15 protein-coding genes are annotated in these 11,987 nt (G+C 74.1%); 10 read left to right on the top strand and 5 right to left on the bottom strand.

The genetic code is table 11. The features are described 5' to 3' along the window. The 7 genes from ACRDSK_RS26350 to ACRDSK_RS26320 form a co-directional block, all read left to right on the top strand. Window positions 1-182 (top strand): hypothetical protein (locus tag ACRDSK_RS26350; protein WP_431443979.1); only part of this gene is annotated, 182 nt, incomplete at its 5' end. Window positions 183-213: 31 nt separating this feature from the next. Next, window positions 214-1,953 carry a DUF2207 domain-containing protein gene (locus ACRDSK_RS26345; protein ID WP_431443978.1) on the top strand — a complete coding sequence of 580 codons (1,740 nt, stop codon included), beginning with the start codon at window positions 214-216 and terminating at the stop codon, window positions 1,951-1,953. 32 nt (window positions 1,954-1,985) lie between these two features. Next, window positions 1,986-3,269, top strand: coding sequence for a M16 family metallopeptidase (locus tag ACRDSK_RS26340; RefSeq protein WP_431443977.1), 1,284 nt, complete (start codon window positions 1,986-1,988; stop codon window positions 3,267-3,269). Beyond that, complete coding sequence (locus ACRDSK_RS26335; protein ID WP_431443976.1) at window positions 3,266-4,627, top strand: M16 family metallopeptidase; 1,362 nt, start codon at window positions 3,266-3,268, stop codon at window positions 4,625-4,627. The genes ACRDSK_RS26340 and ACRDSK_RS26335 overlap by 4 nt, the downstream gene beginning before the upstream one ends. Next, window positions 4,624-5,607: an NAD(+) diphosphatase gene (nudC, locus tag ACRDSK_RS26330; protein WP_431443975.1), complete on the top strand. Its 984-nt coding sequence runs from the start codon at window positions 4,624-4,626 to the stop codon at window positions 5,605-5,607. The genes ACRDSK_RS26335 and nudC overlap by 4 nt, the downstream gene beginning before the upstream one ends. A 49-nt stretch (window positions 5,608-5,656) precedes the next feature. After that, a complete protein-coding gene (locus ACRDSK_RS26325) occupies window positions 5,657-5,878 on the top strand; it encodes a hypothetical protein (protein ID WP_431443974.1) in 222 nt (73 codons plus the stop codon). An 8-nt stretch (window positions 5,879-5,886) separates the two neighbouring features. Then, window positions 5,887-6,825 (top strand): cobalamin biosynthesis protein, encoded by a 939-nt coding sequence (locus tag ACRDSK_RS26320; protein WP_431443981.1) that lies wholly within the window; start codon window positions 5,887-5,889, stop codon window positions 6,823-6,825. Here the strand turns inward: ACRDSK_RS26320 and ACRDSK_RS26315 are convergent. Further along, on the bottom strand, window positions 6,822-7,430 hold the full coding sequence (locus ACRDSK_RS26315) for a CGNR zinc finger domain-containing protein (RefSeq protein ID WP_431443973.1): 609 nt from the start codon (window positions 7,428-7,430) through the stop codon (window positions 6,822-6,824). The two genes, ACRDSK_RS26320 and ACRDSK_RS26315, sit on opposite strands and share 4 nt — an antisense overlap. Before the next feature lie 54 nt (window positions 7,431-7,484). On the opposite strand from ACRDSK_RS26315, the gene ACRDSK_RS26310 reads away from it, so the two are divergent. Further along, window positions 7,485-7,883 carry an SRPBCC family protein gene (locus ACRDSK_RS26310; RefSeq protein ID WP_431443972.1) on the top strand — a complete coding sequence of 133 codons (399 nt, stop codon included), beginning with the start codon at window positions 7,485-7,487 and terminating at the stop codon, window positions 7,881-7,883. A 15-nt stretch (window positions 7,884-7,898) separates the two neighbouring features. On the opposite strand, the gene ACRDSK_RS26305 is transcribed toward ACRDSK_RS26310, so the two are convergent. Genes ACRDSK_RS26305 through ACRDSK_RS26290 form a run of 4 tightly spaced genes read right to left on the bottom strand, consistent with a single transcriptional unit; the run spans window position 7,899 to window position 10,438 of the window. After that, the gene (locus ACRDSK_RS26305) at window positions 7,899-8,708 is read right to left on the bottom strand and encodes an SURF1 family cytochrome oxidase biogenesis protein (RefSeq protein ID WP_431443971.1); all 810 of its coding nucleotides are present in this window, start codon (window positions 8,706-8,708) and stop codon (window positions 7,899-7,901) included. A gap of 20 nt (window positions 8,709-8,728) precedes the next feature. Next, the gene (locus ACRDSK_RS26300) at window positions 8,729-9,562 is read right to left on the bottom strand and encodes a fructosamine kinase family protein (protein WP_431443970.1); all 834 of its coding nucleotides are present in this window, start codon (window positions 9,560-9,562) and stop codon (window positions 8,729-8,731) included. Next, window positions 9,559-10,014, bottom strand: a complete 456-nt coding sequence (locus ACRDSK_RS26295) for a low molecular weight protein-tyrosine-phosphatase (protein WP_431443969.1) — start codon at window positions 10,012-10,014, stop codon at window positions 9,559-9,561. Before ACRDSK_RS26295 ends, ACRDSK_RS26300 begins: the two co-directional genes overlap by 4 nt. Window positions 10,015-10,024: 10 nt before the next feature. Then, entirely contained in the window at window positions 10,025-10,438 is a 414-nt protein-coding gene (locus ACRDSK_RS26290; RefSeq protein ID WP_431443980.1) for a DUF2000 family protein, read from the bottom strand. 45 nt (window positions 10,439-10,483) lie between these two features. Here ACRDSK_RS26290 and ACRDSK_RS26285 point away from each other — a divergent pair, with 45 nt between their 5' ends. Together ACRDSK_RS26285 and cobC are read left to right on the top strand one after the other, a co-directional pair. Continuing rightward, window positions 10,484-11,269: an AraC family transcriptional regulator gene (locus tag ACRDSK_RS26285; RefSeq protein WP_431443968.1), complete on the top strand. Its 786-nt coding sequence runs from the start codon at window positions 10,484-10,486 to the stop codon at window positions 11,267-11,269. Beyond that, on the top strand, window positions 11,266-11,987 hold a 722-nt coding region (gene cobC, locus ACRDSK_RS26280; protein ID WP_431443967.1), incomplete at its 3' end, for an Rv2231c family pyridoxal phosphate-dependent protein CobC. The genes ACRDSK_RS26285 and cobC, both read left to right, overlap by 4 nt.

Genomic DNA, 11,987 nt, shown 5'->3' with positions numbered 1-11,987 from the left:
CGGTGGTACGGGGTGCTGCGCGGGCGGCCCGTGACCCGGCATCGGCCGCGGCGGGAGCGGCCGTGCGCGCGGTGGCGGCAGCGGCCCCGTCGGACGCCACGGGCCCGATGGTGGCTGAGTCATTCGCCGTGTTCTCCCCGCGCTCCTCGACCCCGGCCCGATCCCGCCGGACAGCCCGGTGAGCATATGGGCACTGGACTATCCTCCGCAGGCGTGTTGGCGAAGTGGGGGGCGGCCGTCGCCGCGGCGGCGGTGTCCGGCACCGCCTTGCTCGGGCTGGCCCAACCCTCGATCCCGACGCCGCCGCCGGACGCGCCGACGCTGGACGTCCCGCTGCCGACCGGCGAGGTCCCCTCGATCAGGCCCACCCGGCCGGGCACCCCACCACCGGGTCCGCCGCCCACGCCGCTGCTGCCGCAGAGCGTCAACGTGGCGCTGAAGGTCGAGCGCGACGGCCGGCTCTCGGTCAGCGAGCAGGTGTTCGTCCAGGCCCGCAAGACCATGACCCGCCACCAGCCGCTGCGCATCCAGGCCGGCGACGACACCGACCGGGTGTTCACCGTCGAGAACGTGCGGGTGGACGGCAACGGCCGCACCGAGATCACCGACGACGAGTTCGTCATGACGCTCGGCGAGGGCGCCACGACGGTCACCTACACCGTCGACGGCGCGGTCGTCGAGGCCGGCGACCACCAGGAGGTGCGCTGGCAGGTCGCCGGCGGCTGGGACGTCGACGTCCGGCTGCTGCGGGCGAGCTTCGTCGCGCCGGAGCCGCCCAGCGAGATCGTCTGCCTGGCCGGCCGGCGCGGCTCCGAGCAGCCGTGCTCGTCCGCGCTCACCGACCACGGCCAGGTCCTGCGTGTGGTGCAGGAGGACCTGTCGGCCGGCGAGCGGGTCGACCTCGCGGTGACGTTGCCCGCCGGCACCGTCGGCGGCGCGGGCGACGCCGAGTTCGACGACGTCACGGCCGCCAGCGCGTTCGCGCTCACCCCGGTCACCGGGCTGGGCCTCGGCGTGCTGGCCGTCGTTCTCGCGGGCGGGTTCGTGCTGCTGTGGCTGGCCCGCGGCCGCGACTCCCGCGCGCTCGCCGCCGACGTCGGCCCGGTCGAGCTGCTCACCGGCGAGGGCGGCCGGGTCGCGTTCGCCTCACCGGACGGCGTGCTGCCCGGCGAGGTCGGCACGGTGGTCGACGAGCACGTCGACGTCGTGGACGTGACCGCCACCGTCGTCGACCTCGCGGTGCGCAACTACCTGACGATCCGGCGCACCGGCGAGGACTGGCTGCTGGTGCGCCGCAACCCGCCGGACGACTCGCTCTCCGGCTACGAGCACGCGGTGTGGCGGGCGCTGCTCGGCAGCGGCGAAGGGGCCGGCGAAGGCGCCGGCGAGGTGTCGCTCGCCGCGCTGCGCGGGCGGCGGCTCGACCTGTCGCAGGTGCGCGACGAGCTCTACGCGGGCGTGGTCCGGCGCCGGTGGTTCGCCCGCCGGCCCGACCACGAGCGCACCCGCTGGCTCCTCGCCGGCGTCGTGCTCGCGGCCCTCGGCGTCGCCGCGACCGTGGTGCTGGCGTTGACAATCGGGTACGCGCTGCTCGGCCTCGCCGTGGTGATCGGCGGGCTCGGCCTCGCGCTCGGCGCCCGGTTCATGCCGGCCCGGACGCGCCGCGGCAGCGTGCTGGTGGCACAGGTCCGCGGGCTGCACGGCTTCCTGCTCGGCACCGACGCCACGAGCGTGCCGGCAGAGGACCGGGAGATGGTGCTGTCCCGGTCGCTGCCCTACGCGGTGGTGCTCGGCGAGACCGCGGGCTGGCTCACCCGATTCGCCGACCTGGACACCGCGGCCGACGGCGCGCCCGGCGTCTACTGGTACGAGGGCGAGGACCTCGCCCGCGACTTCCCGGCCTTCCTGCGCGAGCTGGACACCGTCATCACCGCCGCGGGGCAGCTTCGATGAAGAGACGAGCGGACGCCACGTAGGCTGCGGACATGCCAGCAAGCGAGCTGAACAGGTACACGCTGTCCAACGGGCTGAGGGTGGTCCTCGCGCCGGACAAGACCGCGCCGGTCGTCGGCGTGAGCGTGCACTACGACGTGGGTTTCCGCTCCGAACCGGAGGGGCGCACCGGCTTCGCCCACCTCTTCGAGCACCTGATGTTCCAGGGCAGCGAGAGCCTGGAGAAGCTCGCGCACTTCCGGCACGTGCAGTCCTCGGGCGGCACCTTCAACGGTTCCACGCACCCGGACTACACCGACTACTTCATGGTGCTGCCCTCGGCCGGCCTCGAGCGCGCCCTGTTCCTCGAGGCCGACCGCATGCGGGCGCCCAAGCTGACCGAGGAGAACCTGCGCAACCAGGTCGACGTGGTCAAGGAGGAGATCCGCCTCAACGTCCTCAACCGGCCCTACGGCGGCTTCCCGTGGATCCTGCTGCCGCCGGTGCTGTACAAGACCTTTCCCAACGCCCACAACGGGTACGGCGACTTCACCGAGCTCGAGCAGGCGGACCTCGACGACTGCGCGCAGTTCTTCGACACCTACTACGCGCCGGCCAACGCCGTGCTCACGGTCGCGGGCGACATCGAGCTCGACCGCGCCAAGGAGCTGATCGACAAGCACTTCGGCGACGTCATGGCCCGCCCGGCGCCCGAGCGGCCGTCGTTCGCCGAGCCGCCGCCCACCGAGGAGCTGCGCGGCGAGCACGCCGACCCGCACGCCCCGCTGCCCGCGCTCGCGCTGGGCTACCGGATGGCCGACCCGATCAACGAGCTCGACGGCTACCTCGCCAACCTGGTCCTCGCCGCGGTCCTCGCCGAGGGGGACGGCTCCCGGCTGCAGCAGCGGCTGGTCCACCGCGAGCCGCTGGTCACCGACGTCAACGCCGCCTGCGGGCTGTTCGGCCCGTTCGAGGCGCGCGACCCCGACACGTTCATCGTGACGGCCGTGTACTCGCCCGAGGTCGGCCAGGACCGCCTGCTCGCCGCCGTCGACGACGAGCTGGACAAGCTCGCCACGGCACCGCCGAGCGACCAGGAGCTGGCGAAGGTCAAGGCCCGCTGGGTGGCCGGCCTGCACCGCGAACACGACCGGCTGATCTCGCGCACGCTGGCGTTCGGCTCGCTCGAGCTGCTCTACGGCGACCCGGGCCTCGTGCACACGTTGCCCGACAAGATCTCCGCGGTGACGCCGGACGCCGTCGCCGCCGCGGCCAAGGCGTTGCGCCCCGACTCGCGCGCGGTGCTGACCGTGACGCCCGCAGGAGGAGACCAGTGACCACGTTCCGCACCGCCGCCGAGATCGGCCGCACCGAGCTCGGCCCGCGGCCGCTGCCGGGGCTCACCGAGCAGCGCGCGGCCACCGGTCTGTCCTCAGTGGACACCGTGCTGGACAACGGGTTGCGGGTCGTCGCGGTGCACGCGCCGACCGTGCCGATGGTGGAGCTGCGCCTGCGCATCCCGTTCGCCGGCACCGATCCGCTGCACGCCGCGAAGGCCGAGGTGCTCGCGGCCACGATCCTCACCGGCACGAAGAAGCGGGACCGCGTCGCGATCGACACCGACCTGGCGCTGGTCGGCGGCGAGCTCGACGCCGGTGTCGACCCCGAGCGGCTGTCCATCAGCGGCAACGCGCTCATGAGTGGGTTCGACACGCTGCTCGACGTGCTCGCCGACGCCCTCACCGGCGCGACCTACGCCGACGACGAGGTCGGCCGCGAGCGTGCGCGCCTCGTCGAGCGCATCGCGGTCGCGCGGTCCCAGCCCAGTGTGATCGCGCGCGAGGCGCTGCAGAAGCACCGCTACGGCGACCACCCGTACACGCGCGAGATGCCGGAGGCGGCCGACGTCGCCACGGTCGGCGCCGACGGGGTCCGCGAGCTGCATGCCGACCAGGTGCTGCCGCGCGGCTCGGTGTTGGTACTGGTCGGCGACATCGAGCCGGATGCCGCGGTGGCCCGGCTGGCCGCTGCGCTCGGCGTGTGGTCCGACGAGCGCACGGCCGTCGAGCTGCCCGACCTGCCGGAGCTGGCCGGCGGCGACCTGCTGTTCGTGCCCCGCACCGGGACTGTCCAGTCGCAGTTGCGGCTCACCGCGCAGGCGATCGCGCGCACCGACCCGCGGTACCCGGCGCTGCAGCTCGCCAATCTCGTGTTCGGTGGCTACTTCTCCTCGCGGCTGGTGGAGAACATCCGCGAGGACAAGGGATACACCTACCACGCACGGTCCTCTGTGGAGTTCACGCCGAGCGGTGCCACGCTGCTGGTCGAGTCCGACACGGCGAGCGAGGTCACCGCGCCGGCCCTGCTGGAGATGCGCTACGAGCTGGCCCGACTCGGCGTCGTGCCGCCCACCGAGTCCGAAGTGGACTCCGTGCGGCAGTACGCGATCGGGTCGCTGCTCATCGCCACGGCGTCGCAGACCGGGCTCGCCTCGCAGCTGGCCGCGCTGGCCACGCTCGGGCTGGGCGTCGACTGGCTGGTCGACCACCCGGCGCGGCTCGCGGCGGTCACCGCGGAGCAGATCGCCGAGGCGGCGCTGGAGTTCTTCTCGCCGATCCACTACACCGGCGTGGTCGTGGGCGACGCGGCGCAGCTGCCCCTGCTTCAGTCGCTGGGCGGCATCGTCTCGTCGTGAGTCGACCCTTCCGGCTCTCGGGGCCGCCCACCCTCTCGCGGTCCACAGTGGACCGTCACGAGGCGGTGCGCACCGACCCCTCGCGGCTCGCGAAGCTGTGGGAGACGGGCAAGGTCATCCTGCTGGACGAGAAGGGCCGCACCCCGGTCGCGGGCGCGGGGACCGAGCTGTCGCTCGCGACCCGGCCGGCCGTGCGGATCGCCGACGAGCGGCCGCCGGACGCGCTGCTGCTCGGCGAGCACGACGGCGTCGGCTACTGGGCGGTGCGGCGGTCGGCGCAGCTGCGCGAAGGGGTGGCGTCGCCGGACAGCGCGTGGGGGCTCTGGACGGGCGCCGCGTCCGACGACGGCGAGGAGTGGCACGACCTGCGCACGGTCGGCGCGCTGCTGGACGACACGTCGGCGGGCCTGTACACGACGGCGGTGGGCCTGGTGAGCTGGCACGCGAGGGCCGGCTTCTGCGCGAAGTGCGGCGCGCCGACCGAGCGGACGAACGCCGGCTGGGCGACCCGCTGCACGGGTTGCGGGCGCGAGGAGTACCCGCGCACCGATCCGGCCGTGATCTGTCTGGTCCACGACGACGTCGGGATCAACGGCGAGCAGGTGCTGCTGGCGCGGCAGCCGATTTGGCCGCCGGAGCGCTACTCGGTGCTGGCCGGCTTCGTGGAGGCGGGGGAGTCGCTGGAGGCCTGTGTCGCGAGGGAGGTCGAGGAGGAGGTCGGCGTCGGAGTGACCGGCATCCGCTACCTCGGCAGCCAGCCGTGGCCGTTCCCCCGCTCGATCATGGTCGGCTTCGCCGCGGTGGCACCGGCCGGCGCGCCGCTGACCCCGGCGGACGGCGAGATCGAGGAAGCCCGCTGGGTGTCGCGCGCGAACCTGCGAGAAGCCCTGGCCGCGGGCGGCGAGATGGCGGGCCTGAAACTCCCGGGGCCCACCTCGATCGCCCGGATGATGTTGGCCGGCTGGGCCGCCGCCGACTAGCCGAACTACGTCTGTACCGGCTGGTAAGGATCGTGTTGGGCGGCGGGACGTGCAGTCCCGCGTTCCGTTCTCCGACGACGTGGTCGTGCTCATCGACGGGCAGGAGGCGTGGCGCCGTTCGGGCGTCACGACCAACTACTCGGTCGGCCTCGCGGCGATCGCCGAGGTGCCGGCCGCGCTCGGCACCACGGTCGAGGTCTGCCCAGGTGCGGGCCGGATCGGCCGGCCGCGCTACCGTTTCGATCTCGTGGTCCCGATCGGCGGGGGGTGAGCGACGTGGTGGGCGTGGCGCGCGCGGTCGGGCTGCTGCTCGGCGTCGCCGCGGATGGGGCGTTCGGGGATCCGCGGCGGGGGCATCCGGTGGCCGGCTTCGGCAAGCTCGCGGCGCGCCTCGAGCGCACCTTGTACCGCGACCACAAGCTGCCCGGTGTCGTGCACGCCGCCGTCCTCACCGCGGCGCCGGTCGCGCTCGGGGTGCTCGCGGAGCGTGCCGGCCGGGGCAGACCCGCGGTGCAGACGGTGACCACCGCCGCCGCGACGTGGATCGTCCTCGGTGGACGGTCGCTCGCCACGCAGGGCGCCGCCATCGGTCGTGAGCTGGACGCGGGCGAGCTGGCCGCCGCACGCGAACGGCTGCCCGCGCTCTGCGGCCGCGACCCGTCATCGCTCGACGCCGACGGGCTCGCGCGCGCCGCGGTCGAGTCGGTCGCCGAGAACACCTCCGACGCGGTCGTGGCGCCGCTGCTGTGGGGCGCCGTCGCCGGCGTGCCGGGGCTGCTCGGCTACCGCGCGGCCAACACCCTCGACGCGATGGTCGGCTACCGCTCGCCGCGCTACCGCCGCTTCGGCTGGGCGTCGGCGCGGCTCGACGACATCGTCAACCTGCTGCCCGCGCGGCTCGCCGCCCTGCTGACGGTCGTGGGCGCGCCGGTCGTCGGCGGCTCCTGGCGCGGGGCCTGGGAGACGTGGCACAGCGACGCCGCCGCACACCCGAGCCCCAACGCGGGCCGGGTCGAGGCCGCCTTCGCCGGCGCGCTGGAGATCCGCCTCGGCGGCCGGACGAGCTACGCGCACGGCGTCGAGGAGCGCCCGGTCATGGGGGAGGGCCGGATGCCCGACTCCGGCCACGTCACCCGCGCGGTCGAGCTGTCCCGAGTGGTCGGTGGCCTGACGGCGGCGGTGACCGCGTTGGTCGCGCTGTTCCGCTCCCGCCGCTAGGCGTTCTTCGCGCGGAAGGTGTGCACCTTGTTGCGGTTGCCGCAGCGTTGCATCGAGCACCACCGCCGGTTGCCCGGGCGTGAGGTGTCCAGGAACAGCAGCAGGCAGTTGTCCCCGGCGCACATCCGCACTCGGCCCGAGGAGGCCGACGCCACCTGATCGATCGCGTCCGCCGCCGCCGCGCCCAGGACCTGCGTGCCGGTGATCGGCGTCTGCCAGCCGTGGGTCAGCGTCTTCGGGTCGATTCGGGGGACCGGCCCCGGCCCGGCGGCGAAGTTGATCACTTCGAGGTCGGCGGCGCTCGGGCGCTCGCCGCGGGTGATGGCGAGCGCCACGGAGAGGAACGTGTCCCGGAACTGCACGATGCGTCGCAGCTCCGCGGGCCGGATCCGGAAGTCGGCCGCACCCAACGGCTCGCCCGCCGGCGGGGCGGCCAGGCGCGAGTCGACCAGCCAGCTCGCCAGGTCCGCCGGCTCGTGCAGGATCTCCCACTGCTCGTAGGTTCCGGGGCCGCCGGTCAGCAGCAGCTCCAGGCTGAAGCAGCCGGGGTCGAAGGTGTAGCTCTCCCCCGTCGGCGGGGTCATCACTCTGGTGCCGGGAGGCATGTAACCACTATAGTCGGTTACGTCCACCAGTTAAACCGGTTACAGGAGGTTCGCATGATCGGCGAGACCAAGGACGCCGGCTACCAGATCGGGGTGTCGAAGACGCTGCCGTTCCCGATCGAGCACGTGTGGGGGTTCCTGACGAGCCCGGAGGGTGCCGAACTGTGGCTCGGCAAGGGCGTCGAGCTGGGGCGGGAGAAGGGCGAGCGGTACGAGACGGGGGACGGGACCACGGGGGAGATCCGCAGTTTCCACGACCACGACCGCGTGCGGCTGACGTGGCAGCCGGCGGACTGGGACCACAGCACGACGGTCCAGGTGGCGGTGACCTCGCAGGGCGACAAGACGACGCTGCACTTCCACCAGGAGTGGCTGTCCGGCCCGAAGGAGCGAGAGCGCCAGCGCGACCACTGGCGCGCGGTGATGACGAAGGTGACCGACGCGCTCGACTGAAACACGCGGCTCGGGCTATGGCTGACTGCTCGACGCCCGTTCCCGAGCCTCGTCCTCCGCGATCTGCCGCGCCACGGACACCCGGCGAGGACGCGCCGAGTCGCGAGGCGTGGCCAGCACCCCGCCGGGCCGGATCTCCCGCCAGGTGAAGTACAGCCACGCCAGCAGGGCCATCACCCCGAACGTGATCCACTGCAACGCGTACGACAGGAACGGCCCCGCCGCCAGCTCCGGCAGCGGCAGCGGCGACAGCACCCCCGGACTGTCCGCCGCCAGCTGCACGTAGCCCGGGCGGATGGACAGGCCGGTCACTGTGGCGACGAAACGGGAGTCCACCGCATAGACCTGCGGCGGCTCACCGCGCAGCACCGGCCGGGAGCGCGGGTCGCGCTCGTCGGACCTGACCCGCGCCGTCAGCTCCCGCGTGCCGGCCGGCGGCGGGTCGTAGGACGGCAGCCTGCTCTGCACCGGCCGGACGTAACCGCGGTCGACGAGCACCACCGTGCCGTCCGCCAGCCGGAACGGCGTGAGCACCTCGAACGCCGCCTCGCCCTGCACGGTCCGCAGGCGCGCCACCACCTCGTCGGACGGCAGGTAGGTACCGGTCAGGGTGACCGTCCGCCACTCGTCGGCCCCCGGTGACAGATCGGTGAGCGGCACGGGGTCGGCGGCGAAGGACCGGGTGATCGCGTCGTTCGTCGCCTTGCGTTCGGTGTGGCGGCCGAACTGCCACGGCGCGAGCACGGCGAAGCAGGCGACGGCGAAGACCATCACCACCAGAGTCAACGCCAGCCAGCCGGGCCGGAGCAGGAACCGCAACCGCACACGTCAACGGTAGGCCAGCGTCACCCGCGCAGCGCCGACCGGGCGGCCGCGCCGGCCTGGACGCCGTACCCGCCGCCGAACAACACCGCGTGCACCAGCAGCGGGAAGAGCTGGTGCAACCCGATCCGCCCACGCCAGCCGTCCGCGAGCGGCGCGGCCTCGTCGTACGCGGCGACGATCCGGTCCAGCTCCGCGCAGCCGAACAGCGCCAGCATCGCGAGGTCGGTCTCCCGGTGCCCGCCGTGCGCCGCCGGGTCGATCAGCCACACCCGCCCGTCCGCGGCCCACCGCACGTTGCCGCTCCACAGGTCGCCGTGCAGCCGCGCGGGCGGCGACGCCGGCCCCGCCAGCTCCGGGAGACGCTCACACACCGACTCGACGGCACGCGCGTCCGCGTCGCCGAGCGCGCCCCGGTCCACGGCCGCCCGCAGGTACGGCAGGACCCGGTGCGCCGTGTACCACGGCGGCCACGACGAGCCGGTCTCGTTGCGCATGGGTGCGAGGCCGATCCACGCGTCGACCGGACCGTCCGGCGGCGGCGCGCCGAACGCGGGCGCGCCGGCTGCGTGCAGCGAAGCCAGGGCCCGCCCGAACGAGGCCGCCGCGTCGGGCGACGGCGGCCCCGGTTCGACGAGCTCCAGCACGAGCCAGGAGTCGTCGTACCCGAGCACCGACGGCACCGGCACCGGACCGGCGAGCCAGCGGAGTCCGGCCACCTCGGCCCGCAGCGCGGTCACGTGGTCGTGCCGCTTGGCGACCACCACCCGCCCGTCGGCGAGCTCGACACGCCGCGCAGTGCCGCCGAGTGGCGTGGTGGACGTCGCCGGCGAACCGGTGAGCGCCTCGATGTTCACAGGTGCGCGCGGACCCAGTCGAGCAGTCCCGGGGTCGCCGCCTCGATCATGTCGAGCACCTGGTTGAACCCGTTCCGCTCGCCGTAGTACGGGTCGGGCACGTCCAGCGTGTCGTCCGCCGCGGGGTCGAACGAGCGGAACATCCGCACCCGGTCCGGGCCGGCGAGCTCGACGAGCTCCACGTGGTGCCCGGAGTCCATGGCGACGAGCAGGTCCGCGTCGAGGTGGTCGGCCCCGACCTGCGCGGCGACGTGCTCGGTCGAGTAGCCCGCGCCGGCGAGCGTCCGGGCGGCCCGCGAGTCGGCCGGCTGCCCGACGTGCCAGTCGCCGATGCCGGCGCTGGTCACCCGCACCAGGTCGGCGAGCCCGGCGCGGCGCAGGTGCTCGCGGAACACGACGGCGGCCATGGGGGAGCGGCAGATGTTGCCCGAGCAGACGAAGCAGACATGCACCCGACCGAGTCTAGGGGTGCATCCGAGCGCCCTTGACGATCTTGTCGACCGCGTTGCGCGGGCCGTGCACGGCGAGACCGACGAGGTTCAGCGCGTCGCGGGCGACGGCCCGGACCGCGGCCCGGTTGTCCTCGTCGTTGCCGGTCGCGAACAGGTCCGCCGTGAAGATCGACATCGGCAGCCCGCGGGTGTTCGCCCGGGTATGGGCGGCGGTCAGCACGGCCGCGGGCGCCTCGAAGACCAGCACGGGCTGGCGGAACATCGGCAGGTACTTGGTGCCGTCGGCGTCCGCGTACGGCTCGCCGATCAGCTCGGGCACGGCCGCCGCGATGCCACTCACCAGGAAAGCGCACACGTTCAGCCGCTGCCAGCCGGCCAGGTCGGCACGGAGCACGACGGCGATCTTGGTCTCGAAACGCACCAGGCCAGGATCGGCGCCGGAGCCCGGTCGGTCTTGTACGTTCCTTGCATGACCGGCATCCGTCCGGACATCACGGCGTGGCACCCCTCGGTGGCCGGCATCCAGGAGGTGTTCCACGCTCGCTTCAGCACCCATGCCTACCCGTCGCACACGCACGACAACTGGACGCTGCTGATCGTCGACGACGGGCTCGTCCGCTACGACCTCGACCGGCACGACCATGGGGCGACGAGCGACGCCGTGACCCTGCTGCCACCCGGCGTGCCGCACGACGGCCGGTCGCGGCGGCCGTTCCGCAAGCGCGTGCTCTACCTCGACCGGACCGTGCTCGGCGAGCAGCTCGTCGGCGCCGCCGTCGACCACCCGACGCTGGCCGATCCGCTGCTGCGCACGCGGATCCACCAGCTCCACCAGGTGCTGACCACCCGCGCCGAGGACCTCGAGGCGGCCAGCCGGCTCGCGTTCGTGGCCGAGCGGCTCGCCCGCCACCTGCGACCGGCGCGCCGGGAACGGCCGCGGCCGGGTGCCGCGCACCGGCTTCGCGAGCTGCTCGACGCGCGGCTGCCCGAAGCCGTCCCGCTCGACGAGGCCGCCGCCTCGCTCGGCGTCCACCCCGCGTCTCTGGTCCGCGCGTTCAGCCGCGAGTTCGGCATCCCGCCTCACCGCTACCTCACCGGTCGCCGGCTGGAGCTCGCCCGCGGCTTCCTGCTCGACGGCCTGCCGCCCGCGCAGGCCGCGACCCGGGCCGGCTTCTACGACCAGGCGCACCTGACGCGACACTTCACCCGCCTGCTCGGCATCGGCCCAGGCCGGTACGTAGGATCCGGCGGATGACCGACCTGCGGCACCACGGCGACGTGGACGCTGCGCCGGGGCTCGTGGACTTCGCGGTCAACGTCCGCGGCGACGCGCCCCCGGCCTGGCTGCGCGAGCACCTGGTCGACGCACTCGACCGGGTCGGCCGCTATCCATCCACAGAGGACGACCAAGAGGCGCGCCGGGCCGTCGCCGCGCGCCACGGGCGCCACCTCGACGAGGTCCTCGTGCTCGCCGGGGCCGGCGAGGGCTTCGCGCTGCTGCCGGCGCTCGCGCCGGCGAAGGCCGCGCTCGTGCACCCGTCGTTCACCGAGCCCGAGGTCGCACTGCGGCAGGCCGGCGTGCCGGTCCAGCGCGTGCTGCTCGACCCGGCGGACGGCTACGCCCTGCGCCCCGAGCTGGTGCCCGACGACGCCGACCTCGTCGTGCTCGGCAACCCCACCAACCCGACGTCGGTGCTGCACCCGGCCGAGACGATCCGGTCGCTGGCCCGGGAGGGTCGGACGCTCGTGGTGGACGAGGCCTTCCTGGACGCGGTGCCCGGCGAGCCGGAGTCGCTCGCCGGTGATCGACTGCCCGGCCTGCTCGTGCTGCGCAGCCTCACCAAGACGTGGGCGCTGCCCGGCCTGCGTGCCGGCTACGCCCTCGGTGCGCCGCCGCTGTTGGCCCGGCTCGCCGCGCACCGTCCACACTGGCCGGTCGGCACGCTGGTGCTCGCCGCGGTGGAGGCCTGCGC

The sequence above is a fragment of the Actinophytocola sp. genome (assembly GCF_050699915.1).
Lineage (GTDB): Bacteria > Actinomycetota > Actinomycetes > Mycobacteriales > Pseudonocardiaceae > Actinophytocola.
Note: the sequence above shows the minus strand (reverse complement) of the source record. Positions and strands in the feature narration are given on the sequence as shown.